Origin of the sequence: Tardiphaga sp. 768_D3_N2_1 (assembly GCF_052076105.1) — a bacterium.
Classification (GTDB): domain Bacteria; phylum Pseudomonadota; class Alphaproteobacteria; order Rhizobiales; family Xanthobacteraceae; genus Tardiphaga.
Genome location: NZ_CP197245.1, coordinates 5,690,892 through 5,712,091 on the forward strand (window position 1 = coordinate 5,690,892; position 21,200 = coordinate 5,712,091).

General features: G+C 61.5%; 18 protein-coding genes. 11 read left to right on the plus strand and 7 right to left on the minus strand.

The window, feature by feature from the left end; genetic code table 11:
• Window positions 1–39: 39 nt before the first annotated feature.
• The 3 genes from AB8A27_RS26770 to AB8A27_RS26780 form a co-directional block, all read right to left on the minus strand.
• Window positions 40–2,127, minus strand: a complete 2,088-nt coding sequence (locus AB8A27_RS26770) for a molybdopterin-containing oxidoreductase family protein (RefSeq protein ID WP_441244490.1) — start codon at window positions 2,125–2,127, stop codon at window positions 40–42.
• Between the two features lie 100 nt (window positions 2,128–2,227).
• Window positions 2,228–2,419, minus strand: a complete 192-nt coding sequence (locus AB8A27_RS26775; RefSeq protein ID WP_149529380.1) for a hypothetical protein — start codon at window positions 2,417–2,419, stop codon at window positions 2,228–2,230.
• A gap of 80 nt (window positions 2,420–2,499) precedes the next feature.
• Window positions 2,500–3,612 carry an alkene reductase gene (locus tag AB8A27_RS26780; RefSeq protein ID WP_441244491.1) on the minus strand — a complete coding sequence of 371 codons (1,113 nt, stop codon included), beginning with the start codon at window positions 3,610–3,612 and terminating at the stop codon, window positions 2,500–2,502.
• 186 nt (window positions 3,613–3,798) lie between these two features.
• On the opposite strand from AB8A27_RS26780, the gene AB8A27_RS26785 reads away from it, so the two are divergent.
• The 10 genes from AB8A27_RS26785 to AB8A27_RS26830 all read left to right on the plus strand — a co-directional run bounded on the left by AB8A27_RS26785 (window position 3,799) and on the right by AB8A27_RS26830 (window position 15,020).
• Complete coding sequence (locus tag AB8A27_RS26785) at window positions 3,799–6,081, plus strand: FdhF/YdeP family oxidoreductase (protein ID WP_441244492.1); 2,283 nt, start codon at window positions 3,799–3,801, stop codon at window positions 6,079–6,081.
• An 84-nt stretch (window positions 6,082–6,165) separates the two neighbouring features.
• Window positions 6,166–7,446: an MFS transporter gene (locus AB8A27_RS26790; protein WP_441244493.1), complete on the plus strand. Its 1,281-nt coding sequence runs from the start codon at window positions 6,166–6,168 to the stop codon at window positions 7,444–7,446.
• A 133-nt stretch (window positions 7,447–7,579) separates the two neighbouring features.
• Window positions 7,580–7,789 carry a hypothetical protein gene (locus AB8A27_RS26795; RefSeq protein WP_441244494.1) on the plus strand — a complete coding sequence of 70 codons (210 nt, stop codon included), beginning with the start codon at window positions 7,580–7,582 and terminating at the stop codon, window positions 7,787–7,789.
• Between the two features lie 19 nt (window positions 7,790–7,808).
• The gene (locus tag AB8A27_RS26800; protein WP_441244495.1) at window positions 7,809–8,756 is read left to right on the plus strand and encodes a glutathione S-transferase family protein; all 948 of its coding nucleotides are present in this window, start codon (window positions 7,809–7,811) and stop codon (window positions 8,754–8,756) included.
• 208 nt (window positions 8,757–8,964) lie between these two features.
• On the plus strand, window positions 8,965–10,209 hold the full coding sequence (locus tag AB8A27_RS26805; RefSeq protein ID WP_441244496.1) for an ABC transporter substrate-binding protein: 1,245 nt from the start codon (window positions 8,965–8,967) through the stop codon (window positions 10,207–10,209).
• 45 nt (window positions 10,210–10,254) lie between these two features.
• Window positions 10,255–10,974 (plus strand): ABC transporter ATP-binding protein, encoded by a 720-nt coding sequence (locus AB8A27_RS26810; protein ID WP_441244497.1) that lies wholly within the window; start codon window positions 10,255–10,257, stop codon window positions 10,972–10,974.
• Window positions 10,967–11,671: an ABC transporter ATP-binding protein gene (locus tag AB8A27_RS26815; RefSeq protein ID WP_441244498.1), complete on the plus strand. Its 705-nt coding sequence runs from the start codon at window positions 10,967–10,969 to the stop codon at window positions 11,669–11,671. Before AB8A27_RS26810 ends, AB8A27_RS26815 begins: the two co-directional genes overlap by 8 nt.
• 12 nt (window positions 11,672–11,683) lie before the next feature.
• Window positions 11,684–12,550 carry a branched-chain amino acid ABC transporter permease gene (locus tag AB8A27_RS26820; RefSeq protein WP_441244499.1) on the plus strand — a complete coding sequence of 289 codons (867 nt, stop codon included), beginning with the start codon at window positions 11,684–11,686 and terminating at the stop codon, window positions 12,548–12,550.
• The gene (locus AB8A27_RS26825; protein ID WP_441244500.1) at window positions 12,547–13,542 is read left to right on the plus strand and encodes a branched-chain amino acid ABC transporter permease; all 996 of its coding nucleotides are present in this window, start codon (window positions 12,547–12,549) and stop codon (window positions 13,540–13,542) included. The genes AB8A27_RS26820 and AB8A27_RS26825 overlap by 4 nt, the downstream gene beginning before the upstream one ends.
• A gap of 113 nt (window positions 13,543–13,655) precedes the next feature.
• Entirely contained in the window at window positions 13,656–15,020 is a 1,365-nt protein-coding gene (locus tag AB8A27_RS26830) for an FAD-containing oxidoreductase (protein WP_441244501.1), read from the plus strand.
• 7 nt (window positions 15,021–15,027) lie between these two features.
• Here AB8A27_RS26830 and AB8A27_RS26835 read toward each other — a convergent pair whose 3' ends face one another.
• The 4 genes from AB8A27_RS26835 to AB8A27_RS26850 form a co-directional block, all read right to left on the minus strand.
• Complete coding sequence (locus AB8A27_RS26835) at window positions 15,028–15,207, minus strand: hypothetical protein (protein ID WP_441244502.1); 180 nt, start codon at window positions 15,205–15,207, stop codon at window positions 15,028–15,030.
• A gap of 173 nt (window positions 15,208–15,380) precedes the next feature.
• Complete coding sequence (locus tag AB8A27_RS26840; RefSeq protein WP_439095310.1) at window positions 15,381–16,130, minus strand: glucose 1-dehydrogenase; 750 nt, start codon at window positions 16,128–16,130, stop codon at window positions 15,381–15,383.
• 94 nt (window positions 16,131–16,224) lie between these two features.
• Entirely contained in the window at window positions 16,225–17,808 is a 1,584-nt protein-coding gene (locus tag AB8A27_RS26845; protein WP_441244503.1) for a Na+/H+ antiporter, read from the minus strand.
• Between the two features lie 186 nt (window positions 17,809–17,994).
• Window positions 17,995–19,059, minus strand: coding sequence for a glycosyltransferase family 4 protein (locus tag AB8A27_RS26850; protein ID WP_441244504.1), 1,065 nt, complete (start codon window positions 19,057–19,059; stop codon window positions 17,995–17,997).
• A 302-nt stretch (window positions 19,060–19,361) separates the two neighbouring features.
• On the opposite strand from AB8A27_RS26850, the gene AB8A27_RS26855 reads away from it, so the two are divergent.
• Window positions 19,362–21,128, plus strand: coding sequence for an ABC transporter ATP-binding protein (locus AB8A27_RS26855; RefSeq protein ID WP_441244505.1), 1,767 nt, complete (start codon window positions 19,362–19,364; stop codon window positions 21,126–21,128).
• The last annotated feature ends 72 nt before the right edge of the window (window positions 21,129–21,200 follow it).

Genomic DNA, 21,200 nt, shown 5'->3' on the forward strand with positions numbered 1-21,200 from the left:
CGTTCTTAACCTCTCCCCGTCCTTAACGGGGGGAGGGAATCATGCCTTCTTCACCCACACCTTGTTGTCGTGAAACGCCGCACCGCCATAGGGCGCGACGGCTTCGCCACCGGTCAGCATGTTGATGCCATGACCGCCGATATGCGCCTTGTTGGGGTGCACCGATTCCGCGATCAGCACGCCGCGGCGCAAGCCGTCGAAGATGCGTGCGATCAAGGTCGTTTCGCCGCGCATGTTGCCGAGTGTCACGGCATCGCCATCGGCGATTCTCAATTTCGCAGCATCGACCGGATGCATCATCACGCTCGGCGCGCCTTCGCGGGCCTGCGATGATGGCGTCTCGTTGAACGAGGTGTTGAGGAACGAGCGCGACGGGCTGGTGGCCAGACGAAACGGATGTGCCTTATCGACGTGTTCGATCACCGCCCAATGGTCGGGGAACGACGGCATGTCGTCCCACGCGCCCATCAACCCGGCATTGGGCATCGGCACTGTCGACCAGTCGGCCTTGAAGTGGAATTTGCCGTCGGCATGGGCGAATCCGTCGAGATAGTGCGAGGTGCGGAAATCCGGCTGGATATCGCGCCATTTGTCGGCCTCCAGCCCTTCGATGCCACCGCGGCCGCTGACCTGCAGCGTTTCGTCGATGATCTCGCGCGGATGCATGTCGAAAGCGCGGTGTTTGGCGCCGAGGCGGGTGGCGATGCCCTGCAGAACGTCGTGGTTCGAGCGGCATTCTTCCGGCGCGTCGATCAGCTTGGCGCCGACCGAAATGTGCTGGTTGCCGCCGGCGTAATAGAGATCGTCGTGCTCCATGAACATGGTCGCCGGCAGCACGATGTCGGCCATCATGGCCGTTTCGGTCATGAACTGCTCATGCACCGCGACGAACAGGTCCTCGCGGGCAAAGCCCTGCCGCACCAGGGCCTGTTCTGGCGCCACCGTCATTGGATTGGTGTTCTGAATGAGCATCGCCTTCACGGGCGGGCCGTTGTGCAAGGCCTCGGCATCGCCGGTAAGGATGCGGCCGATCTTCGACTGATCAAGGCGCCGAACACTCTCGTCGAGCACGTCGAGGCCCTCGATCAACGTTTTGTCGAATTTCCAGATCGCGGCATTGTTGAAGAAGGCGCCGCCACCTTCCTGCTGCCAGGCGCCGGTCACGGTGGGCACGCACAGCGCGGCATGCATCTGCGCGGCACCGTTGCGGCTGCGGGTGAAGCCGTAGCCGAGGCGGAAATAGCTGCGTTTGTTTTCGCCGACGAGATGCGCGAAGGCCTCGATCTCGGCGGCCGGCACGCCACAAATGGCTGAGGCCCATTCCGGCGTGCGCGTGGCCAGATGCGCCTCGAATTCCGGCGAGTGGTCGGTGTATCTCGCGAGATAGTCGCGATCTGCCAGGTTGTCGCGAAACAGCACATGCATCACGCCGGCGGCGAAGGCACCGTCGGTGCCCGGCCGCAGCAGGATCTTGATGTCGGCCTGCTTCATGGTGTCGTTATCGTAGATATCGACGACGGCAAGCTTGGTGCCGCGCTCCTTGCGGGCGCGAGCCACGTGGGTCATCACATTGACCTGCGTCGAGACGGGGTTGGTGCCCCAGATCACGATCAGGTCCGACTTCGCCATCTCGCGCGGATCGACGCCGGCGACCTTGCCGGTGCCGGCGGCAAAGCCGGCCCAGGCGATGGTTGCGCAAATCGTCGAATAGAAGCGCGAATATTTTTTCACATTGGCGAGGCGGTTGATGCCATCGCGCATCACCAGACCCATGGTGCCGGCATAGTAATAGGGAAACACCGACTCCGCGCCAAAGTCGCGCTCGGCTTCGTTGAACCTCAAAGCGATCTCGTCGAGCGCCTCGTCCCAGGTGATGCGGGTGAAATGGCCGGAGCCTTTCGGCCCGGTGCGGCGCATCGGATACATCAGCCGCCCGGGGTGATGGATGCGCTCGGCATAGCGCGCGACCTTCGCGCAGACCACGCCGGCGGTATAGGTTTGCTCCTTGGAGCCGCGGACCCGGCCTATCGTGTTTCCGCCGATCACCTCGATATCGAGGGCGCAGGCGGAGGGGCAATCATGAGGGCAGGTGGAGTGCTTGATGTCGATCTTGGCTTGAACGTTCATGCAGCCAAGCTAGCCAAAAGTTTACTGGAGGAAAAGCCGTGGTTTTACGCATCCCGCCCGGCAACCGGGCAGGTCCGGATAATATCCTGCAGGACTTCGCCTATTTGCCGAGGGCGTCGCGCTGGGCGATCAGCCGGTCCAGCTCCTCATTCTGCTGAGCCAACCGATCCGCGGTGCGCTCCTCGTTGCTCTCGCCGGAGGCCGCGGCGGCCTGCTCGATCAACTGCCGGATATTGTCGCGAAGGATGGCGATGCGATCGTCGAGCTCGGCGGCTGATAGGGTGGAATCCATGGGGCGATACTCCTGGCCCGCTACGGGCCGTGCACAGATTATAGCGCGCCAGGAGTGCTTTCTATTGAATAATCCGCAGCCTAGCCTGCGCCCATGACGGGGTAGTCAGTATAGCCCGCCACATCCCCGCCGTAGAACGTCGCCCGGTTGTAGGGCGTAAAGGGCGCCTTGCGCTTGATACGCTCCGGCAGGTCCGGATTGGCGATGAACGGGCGGCCGAAGGCGATGATATCGACATTGCCGGAAGCGACGGCCTCCTCGGCGGAGGTGCCGTCGAAGCCGCCGGCGGTGACCAGCACGCCGCTCCACATCGGCCTGAACAGCTCATAGGCTGTCGGCACGTTGTTATGGAACACTTCCGCGCGGCCGACGCCACTGGTGCGCGGCTCGACGAAATGGAGATAAGCGAGGCCGAGCTTGTCGAGTTCACGGACCACATGGCTGTAGAGTGGCATCGGATCAGCTTCGCCGGAGTCGTTCGAGACACCATAGGGAGACAGCCGGACGGCGACACGATCCGCACTCCAGGCGCCGATGACGGCGTTGGTCACTTCGAGCAGCAGGCGGGCGCGGTTCTCGATTGAGCCACCATATTGGTCAGTGCGCTGATTGCTGCGGGTCTGCAGGAATTGTTCGAGCAGATAGCCGTTGGCGCCGTGCACCTCGACGCCGTCGAAGCCGGCTTCCTTGGCGTTGTGCGTGGCCTGTCGGTAGGCGTCGATGATGCGGGGAATTTCGCTGGTCTCCAGAGCGCGGGGCGTCTCGTAAGATACTGTCTCGCCTGAAGCCGTCCGCGTGGTAGCGTTGATCGCAATGGCTGACGGTGCGACCGGAAGCCCGCCGCCGGGCTGGAACGAGGAATGTGAGGCACGGCCGACATGCCACAGCTGCAGGAAGATGATGCCGCCTTTGGCATGCACGGCGTCGGTGACCTGACGCCAGCCGGCGATCTGCTCTTTCGAATAGATACCCGGCGTGTTCGGGCTGCCTTGTCCTTCCTGCATGACCTGCGACGCCTCGGCGATGATCAATCCGCCTTCGGTCGCGCGCTGCGCGTAATATTCGGCATTGAGCGTCCATGCAGCGAGAGATGTCTTCTCGGCGCGCATGCGCGTCAGCGGCGCCATCGCGACGCGGTGGCTCAATCGATATGGGCCAACTTGCAGCGGCTGGAACAGGGAAGAAGACGTCATCGGCGCTCCATTCAACATGTCAATCGGGCGATAGCATTCGCGAGAGATGTCGCGACATTCGTATCGTTCAATACAGCGCAGCCTCGGTCAATCAAAGTTGATGGCATCTATTCGCAGCAATGCAGCCTTTAATGCTACGAGGCGGAATTAGGCCATATGGGCCGGAATGGTGAAGGACGGATCGCGATGGCGAAGAAGCACGTTCAGGGCGTCGAGGACTATAAAGGTGCGGCCGCAGGCTGGGGTGCGTTGAAGGCAGTGGCCGACGCGGTGCGCGGCCAGATGGCGGTGGTCAACGAAACGCACGGCCTCCTGACGATGAACCAGCCACACGGTTTCGATTGTCCGGGCTGCGCCTGGCCCGATCCAAAGCATACGTCGTCATTCGAGTTCTGCGAGAACGGCGCCAAGGCGGTGTCGTGGGAAGCAACGGCCAAGCGCACCACGCCGGAGTTCTTCGCCGAGCATACCGTGAGCGAACTCTGGAATTGGCATGATCACGACCTCGAAAACGAGGGACGTCTCACTCATCCGATGGCCTATGACCGGGCGAGCGACAAGTATCTTCCTATCTCGTGGGAAGATGCGATGGCGCGGATCGGTGCCGGCCTGCGCGCTTTGCCTGATCCGAACATGGCCGAATTCTACACGTCGGGCCGTTGCTCTAACGAAGCAGCCTTCATGTATCAGTTGTTCGTGCGCGAATACGGCACCAACAATTTCCCCGATTGCTCCAACATGTGCCACGAGGCCACCAGCGTCGGACTTCCGGAATCCATCGGCGTCGGCAAGGGTACAGTCACGCTGGAGGATTTCGACCATGCGGACGCTGTGTTCTGCATCGGGCACAATCCCGGCACCAATCATCCGCGCATGCTGACGACTCTGCGCGAGTGCGCCAAGCGCGGCGCTGCCATCGTCTCGATCAATCCGCTGCGCGAGCGCGGGCTGGAGCGGTTCACATCTCCGCAACATCCAGCGGAAATGCTGACGCTCAGCTCCACGCAGATCTCGTCAACGTATTACCAGGTCAAGGTCGGCGGCGACATTGCAGTGCTGAAGGGCATGATGAAGACCATCGTGGCGCTCGACGCCGCGAGTCTGGCCGAGGGCGGCCCCGGCGTGCTCGACCGCGCCTTCATCGCAGAACACACTGACGGCATCGAGACGCTGCTCGCGGATCTCGACGCGACCTCATGGGAGGCGATCGAACAATCCTCGGGCCTGCTACGCGCGGATATCGAAAATCTCGGCAACATCTACGCCAGGGCCAAGAGCGTGATCGTTAATTACGGTATGGGTATCACCCAGCACCGCCACGGCACCGGCAACGTGCAGCAGATCGCCAATCTTCTGATGCTGCGCGGAAATATCGGCCGTCCCGGCGCCGGCATCTCGCCGCTGCGCGGCCATTCCAACGTGCAGGGTGATCGCACCGTCGGAATCACCGAAGTACCCAACGCCGCGCTGCTCGACGGTATCGAACGCACCTTTGGCTTCAAGCCGCCGACTGCACATGGTCACGACGCCGTCGCATCGGTGAAGGCAATTCGCGACGGACGATCAAAAGCGTTGATTTGTCTCGGCGGCAATCTCGCGGTGGCGATGTCAGATCCCGAGGAAACCTATCCGGCGATGCGCAGCCTCGATCTCGTGGTGCATATTGCCACCAAGCTCAATCGCTCGCATCTTCTGATCGCGAAAGAGTCGATCATCCTGCCATGCCTTGGCCGGACCGAGATCGACGTGCAGGCGACCGGCCCACAAATGGTGACGGTGGAAGATTCGATGTCGATGGTGCACGCCTCGCGCGGCGGCTTGAAACCGGCGTCGGAACACCTCAAGTCCGAAACGGCTATCGTCGCCGATATGGCCATCGCGACTTTGCCGAACACCAAGGTGAAGTGGCTCGATTACGTCGCCGACTACGGCAAGATCCGCGACGCCATCGAGTCGGTCTTCCCGGCCTTCGAGGATTACAATGCGCGGATCAAGAAGCCGGGTGGCTTCCGGCTGCGCAACGCCGCCTCGGAACGGGAATGGCTGACGCCGAGCAAGAAGGCGCAGTTCCTGGTCTTCTCCGGCGTCTATGAGGACGGCCCCGCCGAGACCGCGTTGACGCTGACTACGTTGCGCAGCCACGACCAGTACAACACCACGATCTACGGCATGAACGATCGCTATCGCGGCATCACCGGGCGGCGCGATGTGGTGTTCGTCAACGAGCAGGACCTCGCCCGCCGCGGACTGAGCCACGGCGATCTGATCGACATCGTGCTGGACCGTCCGGACAGCGCGTCACGCGCGCTGCGTCGGGTGACAGCGGTGGCTTACAACATTCCACAAGGATCGGTGGCGGCCTATTATCCGGAGGCGAATGTGCTCGTGTCGCTCGACCAGCACGATTTGAAGTCGGGAACGCCGGCCTACAAATCGATCCCGATTCGGATCGAGGCGTCTGCAGCTTAAGCTGCACCGCAGCATCATGAGCGCATGACCGCCACGGCTTTCGTGGCGGTTGCTGCGTGGCGTGTTTCCGCGTAGGCGAGCGCCATGACCAGCGCTGCCGAATCCCCCACCTTCAAGCCTATCGTCGTTGATCCGCCTGTGAGCGTAGCCCTCGTGGCTGCGATGCTCATTCTGACTTGCGGGCATGTATTGTCCAACATGCTGCGCACCACGCCGGCGGTCGCGATCGACCTGATGTCGGCCGATCTCGGCGTCACGCCGCAGACACTGGCCGCGCTGACCTCGGCCTATCATTTTTTCTTCGCACTGCTGCAGATTCCGGTCGGCGTGGCGCTGGATCGCTACAGCATCCGCACGGTATCGCTCGTGCTGTTCGCCGGCACGATCTGCGGTGCGGCGATCGCCGCGCTATCGACAGGGCCTCTGTCGTTCTTCGCGTCGCAGGCCACGATCGGCATGGCGACGTCGGGCATGCTGATGTGCCCGATGACGCTCGCGGCAAAGCGGCTGACACCGGCGCAGTTCGGTCTGTGGTCTGGCATCATTCTGTCATTCGGCAATGCGGGGCTGCTGTTGTCGGCCAGTCCGCTGGCTTATGTCGTCGAGCATTGGGGCTGGCGCGCCGGTTTCTGGATTGCGGCGGCCGCGGCGATCGTCGTGGCCATGCTGATCGCGATTATCGTCCCGTCGTCGCGTCCCGAAGGTCAACAGCGCGCACTCCTGGGGGAGATGGTTTCGGTCCTGCAGCTCGGTGTCTCCCGCGCAGTGCGCGGTATCGTGATCCTCGCCTTCGTGTCGCTGGCGGTTCAACTCGTGTTGCGTGGCCTTTGGGCAGGCCCCTGGTTGATGAATATCAAGGGACTGTCGCGCATAGAGGCCGGCAATGTGCTGGTCCTGTTTACGGTAGCGCTTGTGGTTGGACCGGCGCTGTCGGGCTTGCTCGATCGCAAGCTGGGTCATCGCCGCGTGCTGCTGTTCGTGGTCCATTTGTGTGCCGCAGCGCTGTTGCTTGTGATGGCGCTCGGTGCACCGGGCTATCCGTTGGCCACGCTTTTCGGCCTGCCAGTGATGCCGGTGGCAGTCGATACCGGCCTTCTGGTGGTCATCGGCGTGCTCGTTGCCATGCAGCCGCTCGTCTATGCGATGATCCGCCAGGTCGTTGCTGCCGAGAACATTGGCAAGGCGCTTTCCGCGGCCAATCTCGCCTTCTTTCTCGGCACTGCAGTGATGCAGTCGGCTACCAGCCCGATCGCAGCCGCCTGGGGATTGCCTGCAGTTTTAATCTCAATGGCGGTATTCCTGACCATCTGCACGTTTCTCTTTTTCGTGCTGACGCGTCCCGCAGCGCAGCGCGGGACTGCATAACAGGTTCGTTATGATTGCGACGGCAAGTTGCTAGCATTGCCGTGAGTCCTATGGTCTGATGCGCAGAGTGACGCGATCAAGACGTCGCGCACGGTCTCGCATCGCGGGGCGCCTCACACAGGGAGGACGTGACTTGCCGTTTTTCGTCAGGGGAACCGATACGTCAGGGACTGTTTCACTCCGCCGCGACAATGCCGCCGGAGCTGTCAAGAAGGCCAAGGAGCTGCTCGATGACGGCAGCTGGGATGTTGAGATCACCGGTCCGGATGGGCTTCCGCATCCGATCGCCGAATTCGAGGCAATGTATTCCACCGGCGCGACGGCGGCCGTGCACGCGCGATAGTCGATAGGCAAGGGATGCAGTGACAACGACCGATCTTGTCCTGCATCACTATCCGCGTTCGCCGTTTGCCGAGAAGGTGCGCATCGCCTTCGGATTGAAAGGCCTGTCTTGGCGCTCGGTGATCCAGCCGCGGATCGCTCCGAAGCCACAGCTTGTGCCGCTCACCGGAGGCTATCGCCGCATTCCGGTTCTGCAGATTGGCGCGGATATCTATTGCGATACACGCCGCATTCTCGCTGAACTCGAACGGCGTTTTCCCGAGCCAACGCTTTATCCGACGGGCACGCGCGGTCAGGCCGATATTATCGCGGCCTGGGCCGATCGCGCGCTCTTTGCCAATGCTCTTGGACTGGTCTTCGGGCTGAACGGCGATCGTTTCCCGCCGGAGCTGCATGCCGATCGCGCAAGTTTCACGTCAGGCAAGTTCGATGGCTGGAATAGCGTGAAGATGCGTATGCAAATTCCCGCGCTGCGCGAACAGTTTCGCATCCATCGTGCATGGCTCAGCGACTGGCTCGCGCATGGCGACGCGTTCCTGCTCGGCCAGGCGCCGTCACTTGCCGATCTCGCCGTCTATCATCCGCTCTGGTACCTGCGCGGCAATCTTGGCGAGGGTGAAGGTCTTGCCGAATACCTACCTGTGCTTGCGTGGATGGATAGGGTCGCGTCGCTGGGCCACGGACCGGTTGAGGAGCTATCGCCCGAACACGCGCTGAATATAGCGCGGCTCGGCCAGCCATTGGCGTCATCCGCTTCTGCTCACGACGATATTGCGGATGATCAAGGTCAGCCACTCAAGGAAGGCGCGATGATATCGGTCACGCCGACCGATTGGGGTTTCGATCCCGTCATCGGCGCATTTGTTTCTGGCGGACATGACAGCATCGCTGTGCGGCGTGAAGATCCCGATGTCGGCGTAACGGCAGTGCATTTTCCGCGTGCAGGATTTGCGATTGCCCGGCTGTGAAAGCCCTCTCGCAGATGCATGGCCCTCATTCGTTATTTCCTTGCGCCGCAATTTGACGCAGCTGCGCAAAGGCGGCTAAGTCCGAAAACGCTGCCTGACTGCGATATGCAGACTCCCAATCTGCGGCGCAGTGTTCGACACTTCAGCGCCCAGTAACAGAACAAGAAAGCACGCCGTTTCAGCGACGTTGTGCATCGGAGGATACGACATGACCATGACCCGCCGCACGTTTGGACTTGGTGCCTCTGCCGTTCTGGCAGGGCCGATCGCTGCGCCGTTCATTCGCGGTGCAGGCGCCGCCGAACCGGCGATCCGCATCGGCATGGTCAATTCGATGAGTGGTGGTCTTGCCGCCTATGCGCAGGAAGGCCAGCCGGCTTTCGAATACATCATCAAGAAGATCAATGCCGAGGGCGGTATCAAGAGCAAGGGCGGCGCGAAGATCGAGCTGGTGCTGGCAGATGATACCAGCCAGCCGGCGCGAACTGCCGCAGAAGCACGGCGCCTGATCACCGAAGAAAAGGTGCAGCTTCTGACCGGCACCATTCTCAGCGCGCAGATGCTGGCGCTGACGCCGGTGGTCGACGAAGCCAAGATTCCGACGCTGTCGGTCTGGGCCGGCGGGTCGCAGTCGAACTACATGTTCACGCTGGGATATCCCTATGATCGCGGCTATGCGCAGACCATGCATGACTTCGTCATCTCGCTGCGCGACGATTTCAAGTTTCCGATCAAGACCGCTGTCATGGCCTATTCGAATTACGAGGCCGGCCAGCAGTCCAACAAGTTCCTGGTCGAGAAGCTGAAGGCCAGCGGCATCCAGATCATCGGCGAAGCGGCGCTCGATATTCGTGCGCAGGACCAGACCGCGGCCATGGTTCGTATCCGCTCGCTCAAGCCGGACGTCGTCGTCGGTCTTGTGACGCCGCGTGACGGCATTCTGCTGCATCAGGCGCGTTACAATCTGAACTATCACGGCAGCATCTTCTGCGGCGGCACCGGCGGCTATTCGGATCTGTCGCTCTGGAAGGATCTCGGCCCCGAGATAGGCAAGGCCGTGCTGACGAGGAATCTGTTCGGCATGACCGGATTCAGCGCCGGCGCCAAGATCGAGTCGATGCAGAAGATCGTCACGGAATTGCGCGATGTCGCCAAGCTCGACAAGATTGGCCAGGGCGCCGTGCAATATGCCCAGGCGGCGCGCGTGCTGCAGCAAGTGCTGGAAAACGCCAAGTCACTGCAGAGCGAGGCGCTGCTGGACGCATTGAAGAACGTCAACATCCCGGCGGGCGATCCGAACCTCTACATTGCCAAGCCGAAGGGCCTGCAATTCGCGGAAGATCGCCTGCTCAAGGATGGTTCTGCGATGTTCATCCAGTGGACCCCCGAGCAGGATCAGCAGGTCGTGTTCCCGAAGGAATTCGCCCAGGTTCCGCCGCGGCCGAAGTCCTGATCGACGCAGCACTAAGGCTCGGCGCAACATAAAGAGTGGACGGCTGTGGCATTTCTGGAAGTCTCCAACATCACCAGGCGGTTTGGCGGACTGGTCGCGCTCAACGCGGTGAGTTTCGAAGTCGAGAAGGGCGAGATTCTCGGCATCATCGGCCCGAACGGCGCCGGCAAGACCACCTTGTTCGGTGTGATCTCCGGCTTCATTCCGCCGAGCTCGGGCGACGTCGTCTATGACGGCGAAAGCATCATCGGCGTATCGCCCGACCGGCTGGTGCGCCGCGGATTGATGCGCTCGTTCCAGATCGTCCAGTCCTTTGCCGATATGACGACGCTCGATGTCGTGACGACCGCAGCACTGACGCGCCGGCCGATGCGCGAAGCCATCGACTATGCGGCCCAGGCGCTGCTGCGCGTCGGCCTCGGCGGCAAGGAGCACAAGACGCCGGCGACGCTGTCGCTGCAGGACAAAAAACTGCTGGAGCTGGCGAAGTGCATCGCCACCGATCCGCGCTGCATTCTGCTCGACGAGGTGATGGCCGGCCTGACCATGGCCGAGACCGCCGCGCCGATCGCGATCATCGAGGAACTCAACAAGCAGGGCGTCACCATTGTGATGGTCGAGCATGTGATGCCGGTGATCATGCGGCTGGCGCAGCGCATGGTGGTCATCAATTTCGGCGAGAAGATCGCGCAGGGCACGCCCGACGAGATCATTCGGGATCAGCGCGTCGTCGATGCCTATTTCGGAGATCATCTCGATGCTTGAGATCGATAATCTGGTCGCAGGCTATGGCGGCGTTCCGGTGCTGCGCGACATCAATGTGAAGATCGCTGCGGGTGAGATCGTCGGCCTGCTCGGCGCCAACAATGCCGGCAAGACCACGCTGATCAATGCACTGTCCGGTATGGTCAAGCCCATATCCGGCCGCATTCTGTTTTCGGGCGAAGACATCAGCAAATTGACGCCGCAGGCGCGGGTCGAACTCGGTATCGTGCAGGTGCCGGAAGGCCGTCTGGTGTTTCCGGAGATGAGCATCCGCGAAAACCTTCTGCTTGGCGGCATCAACGCGCATGCGCGCAAGCACCGCCCGCAGCAGATGGAAAAGGTCATCGGGCTGTTCCCGCGGCTCGGCGAGCGGCTGGCCCAGAGTGCCGGATCACTGTCGGGCGGCGAGCAGCAGATGCTGGCGATCGGCCGCGGTTTGATGGCGGAAGCCAAGCTGTTGATGCTCGACGAGCCCTCGCTCGGTCTATCGCCGCTGTTCGTGCAGTATATTTTCGAGATCATCGACAAGCTGCATGCCGACGGCCTGACGATCCTGCTGGTCGAGCAGAATCTGAATTTGACGTTGCGCCACGCCAGGCGCTGCTACGTGCTGGAGCGCGGGCAGGTGGCGGTCGAGGGTGACGCGGACACCGTGAAGAACGATCCGCGCACCCGCAGCGCCTATCTTGGTCTGTGATCGGAGAGTGATGTGAGCGAACTTTATCAGGCTCTCGCCCAAGGCCTTCTGATCGGCGCCACCTATGGTTTGCTGGCGCTCGGTATGGGGCTCGTCTACGGCGTATCGGGCGTCGTCAATTTTTCGCATGGCGATTTCATCTCCCTCGGCATGTTCATGTGCCTCGCGCTGTATTCCGCCTTCGCCATGGACCCCTATGTGTCCATCATCATCACCGTGCCGCTGATGACCGCCATCGGCGCACTGGTTTATATCTTCCTGATACGGCCGATGGTCGGGCATCAGTTCCTGATGGTGGTGCAACTGACGCTCGGTCTCAGTCTGGTGCTGCAGAACGGCATCCTGATGGTGTTCGGCGGCGAGCCGGCGCGCACCCCCTCCTTCGTCGAGTCCAAGTTGATCATTCTCGGTGACGTGGTGCTGCGGGTGCCGCATATCGTGGCCTTCGTCGTCTCCTTTGCACTCGCTATCGGTCTCTACATCATGCTGCGCTCGACCGATTTCGGTCGCTCGATCCGCGCCGTGCACCAGAATGCCCATGCTGCAGCGTTGATGGGCATCAATGTCGGCCGCGTCCAGGTGCTCACCTTTGCGCTCGGCATCGGCATTCTCGCATTGGCGGCCGCGCTGCTGCTGCCTGGCACGCCGATCCAGCCGACCCAGGGCCTGCGCTACACCGTGATCACGCTTTTGGTGGTGGTGCTTGGCGGCATGACCAATTTCGTCGGCATCATGCTTGGTGGCCTGATCATCGGTATCGCCGAAGCCTTCGGCACGATCTATCTCGACGGCCCGATCGGCCTGCTGCTGCCTTACATCATCTTCGTGGCGATCATGCTGTTTCTCCCGAAGGGCCTGACCTGGAGCTCGGCACGATGAGAGAGGAATTCTACAAGACGCTGGCGTCGCCGATCTGGTGGGGTGCGCTGGCTATCGCCGCCATCATGCCGTTCGTGCTGTCGAGCTATTACGTCCACATTCTCACGCTGGCGCTGGTCTATGTGGCACTGGCCTCGTCGTGGAATATCGTCGGCGGCATGGCCGGGCAGATCTCGCTGGCGCACAGCCTGTTCATCGGTATCGGATCGATGTTCTCGGCCGCGCTATTGCTCAAGCTCGGCATCAATATGTGGCTGGGGCTCGTGATCTCGGCAGTAATCTCCGGAATCCTGGGCGCCGTCATCGCCTGGATCGACTTCCGCTTCCAGCTCGGCCATCTCTCCTTCGTGCTGATCACGCTGGCTTTCGCGGAAATGGGCAGCATCATGGTCGAGGGCTGGGACTTTCTCGGCGGTGCGTCCGGGCTGCTGCTGCCGAAGGACACGGGTAATTTCCTGGCGTTCCAGTTCGGCGGTGGTCATGGTGCGTTCTGGATGATGCTGGGGCTGGCCGCAATTTGCGTGCTGGTCAATGTCGCGATCCTCAATTCGCCGCTTGGCTACTATCTGCGGACCATTCGCGACAACGAGAAGGCGGCGCAGGCGATTGGCGTCAACATCCTGCGCTACAAGATCACCGCCATGGTGATCTCGGCGATGCTCGCCTCCGTCGTCGGTACCGCCTATGTGCGCTATCTCACTTTTGCCGATCCCTATCTGCTGATCTCGCCTGTGATCACGATCGAGATCGTGCTGTTCGCAACGGTCGGCGGTCTGGGTCGTGCCTACGGCCCCGCGCTTGGCGCATTGCTGCTGGTGCCGCTTGGCGAAATCCTGCGCGGCAAGCTTGGCAGCACGCTGCCCGGCCTGCACTACTTCATCTACGGTATCGTCGTGATCTCGGTGATTCTGGTCACGCCGCGCGGACTGCTGCCGCTGTTCGAGCGGCTCTGGGCACGCTGGCGCAGACCGGCGGTCGCCGGCAAGTCTTAAACAGTTCGGGAATTGCCGGCGCTGGAACTCGGTCATCCGTTGGCTGGCGCTGTTTCCAGCGATAGTCTCTCGCCACGGCGCAGCATTGACTGTGCCGGTCGGGAGCTGAAGTCATGCACTTTGACGCGATCATCATCGGGGCCGGGCAGGCCGGACCTTCACTCGCGGGCCGGCTCACATCCGCAGGCATGTCGGTCGCGATTATCGAGCGTCATCTGTTTGGTGGCACCTGCGTCAATACCGGCTGCAAACCGACAAAGACGCTCGTTGCCAGCGCCTATGCCGCACATCTCGCGCGCCGCGGCGCCGACTATGGCGTCATGATCGATGCGCCGTTGCGGATCGACATGGCCAAGGTCAAGGCGCGCGCCGACAAGGTGATCCATGATTCGCGAACCGGCGTCGAAAGCTGGTTGCGCGATATGGACAAGTGCACGGTCATCAACGGCCATGCGCGCTTCGAATCCGCGGATACGATCCGTGTTGGCGATGAACTGCTGACCGCGCCGAGGATCTTCCTGAATGTCGGTGGGCGGGCTGTCGTGCCTGATATGCCCGGCGTCAACGATGTCAATTATTTGACCAATACAGGCATCCTGCAGCTGGATCGCGTGCCGAAACATCTGGTGGTGATCGGTGGCAGCTATATCGGGCTCGAATTTGCACAAATGTATCGTCGCTTCGGCGCGGAAGTGACGGTGGTCGAGAAGGGATCGCATCTGGTCTCGCGTGAGGATGCCGAGATCTCCGAAGCGATTCGCGATATCCTGCTCGCTGAAGGCATCCATATCCGAACCAATGCCGAATGCATCACCTTCAAGCGTCATCCAGATGGCGTGGCTGTCGGTGTGGACTGCACCGAAGGCGCGCCGGAGATCATCGGCAGTGACGTTCTGCTCGCGGTGGGACGCCGTCCGAACACCGACGATCTCGGTCTCGACAAGGCCGGCGTCGCTGTGGATGCCCGCGGCTACATCAAGGTCGATGACGGCCTTGCCACCAATGTGCCCGGCATCTTTGCCATGGGGGATTGCAATGGCCGCGGCGCCTTCACGCATACGGCCTATAACGACTTCGAGATTATCGCTGCGAACCTACTCGATGGCGCAAGCCGTCGCGTCAGCGATCGGCTTCCTGGCTATGCGCTGTTCATCGATCCGCCGCTGGGCCGTGTCGGCATGACGCTGACTCAAGCAAAGGCCACGGGAAGGAAATTGCTGATCGGCAACCGGCCGATGACCCGCGTGGGCCGCGCCGTCGAGAAGGGCGAAACCGCAGGCATGATGCAGGTTGTGGTCGATGCCGAGACGAAGAAGATTTTGGGAGCCGCCATCCTCGGCACCGGAGGTGACGAGGCGATCCATGGCATTCTGGACATCATGAATGCCGGCGCCGATTACACCCAGTTGCAATGGGCGGTGCCGATCCATCCGACAGTGTCGGAACTGATCCCGACGCTGCTCAACGAGATGAAGTGAGCGCCGTTCAGGCGGTCTGGAACTTGAGCACAGCCATTAGCGTCAACAACGTGGTTGCGCAGGATGCGGATACAATCGCCATATCGATCAGGCTGCGGACTGCAACGGCAGCGACAGCAAAAGTCGGATGAGCAGCGTCCGGTGCACTGGCTTTCTTGCGCGGAGCCGGTTTCTTTTTTGCTGCCATGATGATCCCCAAAGAGAGGGGTCAGACCGTTGACCGGCCTGACCCTGACGCCTTCCCTGCCGAGGTTCATCCCTCGATCATGACGCGACCATCGCATGAATGGCCGGTGAACTGCTTAACGCGATTGGTAAATCGAATCTGACTGGATTCGATGGTTTACGAATTTCCCTGTTTCAAATCGTCCGCCCGCCATCGACCGGGAGGATCACGCCGGTGAGGAACTCGGATTCCTCACCCGCCAGATAAACGCAGGCATTCGCAATATCCGAGGGGCGTGACATGCGGCCGAGCGGGATCGTCCCGACGAACTTGGCGCGGTTCTCTGGCGTATCCGGCACGCCCATGAAGGATTCCAGCAGTGCGGTTTCGCCGATCACCGGCGCGATGCAATTGACGCGGATGCCATCGGGCGCCAGTTCCACGGCCATCGATTTCGACATCAGGTTCACCGCGCCCTTGGTGGCGTTGTACCAGGTCAGGCCCGGGCGCGGCCGGACACCGGCGGTGGACCCGATATTGATGATGCGGCCGCTCTTCTGTTTCTTCATCACGGGCACGCAGGCATTGGTCATCAGAAAGATCGACTTCACATTGATGTCGAATGCCTTGTCGAATTCTTCCTCGGTCACTTCGAGTAGGGGTTTGTTGCGAAAGGTCCAGCCGGCATTGTTGACGACCACGTCGAGCTTGCCGAATTTCTCGACCGCGAGCTTCACCGAGGCATCGACATCGGCCTTGCTGGTGACGCTGCCCCCGAGGGCGATTGCACTGTCGCCGATCTCGGCCGCAACTTTCTTCGCGCCATCGGCATTCAGATCGAGGATGACGACCTTGGCGCCTTCACGCGCGTAAGATCGCGCGATTTCGGCGCCGAAACCTGATGCGCCGCCGGTGACGATGGTGGAAAGGCCTTGAAGTCTCATAGTGTTTCTCCCGGATACCGCGCCTTGTTCGGCGCTTCGCGACGAAGGTTAAGGCTTGAAGTCACGGGTGGGAAGTCTGGACAGCGAATGGCTGCTAGAGGAAACGTCTTGCGTTGACTTCTTCGAGATCAAGGCCTTCCTCGATGGAATGCAGCACACTGTCGTGAATTTCACCGGCGCGGTGCATCTTCAGGAGCTCTGCACGGCCGGCTTCGATGGCGGCCAGCACCGTTGTGTAATGGTCGATACGCTGCGGCGACAGTGTTTCAGCCTCTTCGGCATAGCGCGCCGCGGCGCCCTTGCGATAGGTATATTGCTCGAACAGGCGCGGATGGCGATGTGTGCCGTCATCATTGCGTGACGCCTTCTCGACGGCAGAAAATTGCGCGATTGCGATCCGCGCGCGTGCCTGCGCCTCGCTGAGTTTGGAGTGATGCGGGGTGTGGGCGCCGTCGGTTTTGATCAGACGGCGTACGATTGGCGCCAGCGTCGAGCCCTGGACAAGGACCGTTACCAGGATCACCGCGAAGGTGATCGCCAGGATGACGTCGCGGCCCGGGAATTGCTCCGGCAGTGACAGTGCGGCGGCGAGACTGACCACGCCGCGCAAACCGGCCCAGCTCATGATGAACGGCACCGTCCATGGCGGAGCGGGATCGCGGGCGCGCAGCTTCGGCATCAGCATGCGCGGCAGATAGGTGCCGGGAAACATCCAGGCAAAGCGTGCGAGTATCACCGCGGCGATGATTGCGCCTGTCACCGGCAGCAGCGCCACCACCGCGTCATAGCCGCCGAGGCGATACAGCACGCCGCGCAGCGACAGCCCAATCAGGATAAATACCAGAGATTCCAGGACGAAAACGACAACGCTCCACGCTGCGGTGGCGCGGGTGCGCGTCGCAGCGCCGAAGAACTCGTGCTGCTTCCATCCGAGGATCATGCCGCAGGAAACTGTGGACAGCACGCCGGAGACGTGCAGCTTTTCCGCGGCGATATAGGAGATCCAGGCGACCAGAAAGGTCCAGGCGATAGCAAGGTCGATTTCCTTGATGCGCTTGATCACCAGGATCGCGGCGAACGCAAAGGCGACACCGACAAGCAGGCCGCCTATCGCGACCGAGAAGAAACTCACAGTGGCCGCGGCGGCGCTGAACGAGCCGGTTAGCGCTGCGGCGATGGCGAAGCGCAGCAGCACCAGGCCCGATGCGTCGTTGACGAGGCTCTCGCCCTCCAGCAGCACGATGATGCGCGGCGGGAGCGGTACGCTCTGCAGCACGGCCTTGGCCGCCACCGAATCCGGCGGCGAGACGATGGCGCCAAGCGCAAAACAGGCGGCCCAGGGCAGCGACGGCATCACCAGATGCGCGACCACGCCGACCACGAGGGTGGTGAAGAAGACGGCGCCTACGGCGAGTTGCAGGATGATGCGCAAATCGGCGCGGAAATCCCGCCAGGAGGTGAACCAGGCGCTCGACATCAGCAGTGGCGGCAGAAACAGCACCAGCACCAGTTCGGGGTCGATTTCGACATCCGGGGTGCCCGGGATCAGCGCGAAGCCGATACCGCCGAGGATGAGTGCAGCCGCGCGCGGAAGCTGAAAACGCCGCGCGATCATATCGAGCAGCACGATCACGGCCATCAATAGCAGGATGATTTCGAAACGGGAAACGGCGGTCATAATGGCCTGTCGAAATGCGAGAAAAACGGTCGGACGTCGATTCGGGCCAATGCCGTGATCTGATGTCTGTCATCTATCTTGCAAATGCCGCGCGGGCTGTACAGCGGGCCGGTAATTTTGCGGCAGGTCAACACGAAAAAGGGCGACCCGACGGGCCGCCCTTCGATGCTTTCCATGCGCTTCAGACTACTCTGCGCTGCTGACCAGTCGCAGCGGCACCTTGTGCTCCCTCATGCTCCGGTAGGCGGCCACATAATCGAGGGCCATGCGCCGGGCGGTGAAGCGGGTTTCGAACTGCTTGCGGATCGCTATGCGATCCATGCTGGCGAGACGTCCCACGGCCGCGACCGCGCTAGTCTCGTCCTCGACGATGAAGCCGGTCAGAGCCTCGTCGATAATCTCCGGCACCGAGCCGCGGTTATAGGCGATGACCGGCGTGCCGCAGGCCATGGATTCGATCATCACCAGGCCAAACGGCTCGGGCCAGTCGATCGGCAGCAGCAGGCCATAGGCGCCGCTGAGGAATTCCGGCTTCTCCCGGTCGCTGATCTCGCCGATATATTCGACCAGCGGATGGTCCATCAGCGGGCGAACGACCTGCTCGTAATATTCCTCATCTGCGCGGTCGATCTTGGCCGCGATCTTCAGCGGGATGCCCGCGCGGATGGCGATCTTGATCGCACGGTCGACGCCCTTCTCGGGCGCAATACGCCCGAGCACGGCCAGATAGCTCGGCGTGATGGGTTGCGGCGTCAGCAGTTTCTCGGGAAGGCCATGATAGATCGTGCGCACGAAATTCGCCTGCGGTACCGGGCGGCGCTGCGCATTCGAAATCGAAATCACGGGAGTCTTGGAGAAGGTCGTGAAGGTCGGCTGATGTTCCGGCAAATCCAGACGGCCGTGCAGCGTCGTGAGAAATGGTGTGGGCTGACGGGAGAAAAGCGAGAACGGATAGTAGTCGAGATGGAAATGCAGAACGTCGAATTCGTCGTCGTCACATTTCTGCCTCACGCGCTCGAGCATTTCCATATGGAGTGCGTTCGGATCGCGGACAGAGCCGTCGAGCCGCAGCGCCTTCGGCCATCCGGCGTCGAGTTTGCCTGACGTTTGGGAGTCGCCGCTGGCGAAGAGCGTAACATCGTGCCCCTGCGCCACCAGCTCTTCGGTCAACCAGTGCACGACACGTTCCGTACCCCCATAGAGCTTCGGCGGAACGGCTTCTGTCAGCGGAGCAACTTGCGCGATGCGCATTTACATATCTCCCATGTTGGAAGTGGTGAACAACTTCAATGACAATGTATCGGTAGCGACATGCCGGAAGTTGGAACGTTCTCGCATCTGCGAGGTTCCTATGTGATCTGCGTAGTTCGTCCACACTGTGGTCTTGCTGATGCCATCACGTTCAACCACGGTTTCCCGAGTGTTAATGCTGCCCGAATGTTGCGCCGAGATGGCGAGAGCGTGGGTAATTCGGGATGGCATCATTTCCATCAGCGGGCGGGGACGCTGTCCGTCGAGATTCTGGTTCTCATTCAACGGGTTTTGACAATCACATGGACAGTCTTTCCGGATATGCGTATCGCCCTTTCGCTTTCGTGATGCGCTACATCAGGATGCGTTCAGCATCGCATCTGATCATCCTGATATCCGTGCTTGCGGCCGTCGCCTGTTCGGTGGGCACGCAATATGGAATTAAATTTTTGGTCGATGGCCTCTCATCGGGTCCTCAGGGAACCGGTAACACCGTCTGGATCGCATTTGGCGTTCTGATCTCGCTGATCACGGCCGACATGTTCCTGTGGCGCGTGGCCAGCTGGACCGCGAGCTACACATTCGTTGGAGTCACCGGCGATCTCAGGCGCGATATCTTTCGCCATCTGACCGGGCATGCGCCGAGTTACTTCTCGGATCGGCTGCCCGGCATGCTGACCAGCCGTATCACGGCAACATCCAACGCCGTCTTCACCGTCGAAAACATGTTTGTCTGGAACGTGTTGCCGCCCTGCGTCGCGACATTCGCGGCGATGCTGCTGATTGGAACCGTGAGCCTGCCGATGGCGGCCGGACTGACAGTCGTGGCGGGCGCGGTGGTCGTGATGATGTTCAAGATGGCCGCGGCCGGCAAGAAATTGCATGACGACTTCGCCAGCAAGGCGGCCGCCGTCGATGGCGAAATGGTCGATGTCATCAACAATATGCCGCTGGTCCGCGCATTCTGCGGACTGAGCTTCGAGCATGACCGCTTCGATGAAACGGTCGATCGCGAGCTGAACGCCCGTGGCCGCAGCCTGCGTTACCTCGAGCGCCTGCGCCTGACACATGCGGCCATTACAGTTGCGCTGACCATCGGTTTGCTCGCCTGGGCGATCATGCTCTGGCAACGCGGCGGGGCCAGCACCGGCGACGTCGTTCTGATCTGTACGCTCGGTCTCTCGATCCTGCATGCGACGCGAGATCTTGCGGTGGCGCTCGTGGATGTCACGCAACATGTTGCGCGCCTCTCCGAGGCGCTGTCCACATTGCTGGTGCCGCACGAGCTCAGCGACCATCCCGAGGCCGAGCCGCTGGTGAAGTCAGGCGCAGCGATCGCCTTCAACAATATCTCGTTCCGCTACCCTGGCGGTCTGCAGGTGTTCGACAAGTTCACGCTGCGGCTCGATGCCGGGCAGCGCGTTGGCCTCGTCGGTCAGTCCGGCGGCGGAAAGTCGAGCCTGTTTGTTTTGCTGCAGCGCTTCTACGACGTGCAGGAAGGCAGCATTACCATCGATGGCCAGGATATTTCTCGCGTGACCCAGCATAGCCTGCGTCATGCGATCTCCGTGGTGCCGCAGGACATCTCGTTGTTCCATCGCTCCATCATGGAGAACATCCGTTACGGACGTCCCGAGGCGACGGATGACGAGGTATTGCGTGCGGCCATTGCGGCGCGTTGCGACTTCGTCGAAACGCTGCCGGAAGGTCTTCACACCATGGTAGGGGACCGCGGCGTCAAGCTGTCCGGCGGCCAGCGCCAGCGTATCGCCATTGCCAGGGCCTTCCTGAAGGACGCGCCCATTCTGTTGCTGGATGAGGCGACGGCTGCCCTCGACAGTGAATCGGAGGAGGCGATCCGCGAAGCGCTGTCGCGTCTGATGCGTGGTCGCACGGTCATCGCGATTGCGCATCGCCTAGCGACGCTGCGCAATTTCGATCGCGTGGTCATGCTGCAAAGCGGCGAGATCATCGAAGATGGCAAGCCGGACAATCTCATGCAGGCCCAGGGACCGTATCGGGATCTGGTGACGCAGGAGATGAGTCGCCTTGCGCAGCACGCCGCCTGACGACTCAGCTATCCTGTGTGAGCGCTGCGTCTGTCTCCGTGCCTGCCCTGATCCTACAACCGGCCGAGGACT

Excerpts from the sequence above, each read along its gene's own strand:
- AB8A27_RS26775 (WP_149529380.1), bottom strand. The coding sequence starts at position 2,419 with ATGGATTCCACCCTATCAGCCGCCGAGCTCGACGATCGCATCGCCATC.
- AB8A27_RS26825 (WP_441244500.1), top strand. The coding sequence starts at position 12,547 with ATGAGAGAGGAATTCTACAAGACGCTGGCGTCGCCGATCTGGTGGGGT.
- AB8A27_RS26835 (WP_441244502.1), bottom strand. The coding sequence starts at position 15,207 with ATGGCAGCAAAAAAGAAACCGGCTCCGCGCAAGAAAGCCAGTGCACCG.
- AB8A27_RS26815 (WP_441244498.1), top strand. The coding sequence starts at position 10,967 with ATGCTTGAGATCGATAATCTGGTCGCAGGCTATGGCGGCGTTCCGGTG.
- AB8A27_RS26855 (WP_441244505.1), top strand. The coding sequence starts at position 19,362 with ATGGACAGTCTTTCCGGATATGCGTATCGCCCTTTCGCTTTCGTGATG.
- AB8A27_RS26780 (WP_441244491.1), bottom strand. The coding sequence starts at position 3,612 with ATGACGTCTTCTTCCCTGTTCCAGCCGCTGCAAGTTGGCCCATATCGA.
- AB8A27_RS26850 (WP_441244504.1), bottom strand. The coding sequence starts at position 19,059 with ATGCGCATCGCGCAAGTTGCTCCGCTGACAGAAGCCGTTCCGCCGAAG.
- AB8A27_RS26790 (WP_441244493.1), top strand. The coding sequence starts at position 6,166 with ATGACCAGCGCTGCCGAATCCCCCACCTTCAAGCCTATCGTCGTTGAT.
- AB8A27_RS26845 (WP_441244503.1), bottom strand. The coding sequence starts at position 17,808 with ATGACCGCCGTTTCCCGTTTCGAAATCATCCTGCTATTGATGGCCGTG.
- AB8A27_RS26840 (WP_439095310.1), bottom strand. The coding sequence starts at position 16,130 with ATGAGACTTCAAGGCCTTTCCACCATCGTCACCGGCGGCGCATCAGGT.
- AB8A27_RS26770 (WP_441244490.1), bottom strand. The coding sequence starts at position 2,127 with ATGAACGTTCAAGCCAAGATCGACATCAAGCACTCCACCTGCCCTCAT.
- AB8A27_RS26830 (WP_441244501.1), top strand. The coding sequence starts at position 13,656 with ATGCACTTTGACGCGATCATCATCGGGGCCGGGCAGGCCGGACCTTCA.
- AB8A27_RS26805 (WP_441244496.1), top strand. The coding sequence starts at position 8,965 with ATGACCATGACCCGCCGCACGTTTGGACTTGGTGCCTCTGCCGTTCTG.
- AB8A27_RS26785 (WP_441244492.1), top strand. The coding sequence starts at position 3,799 with ATGGCGAAGAAGCACGTTCAGGGCGTCGAGGACTATAAAGGTGCGGCC.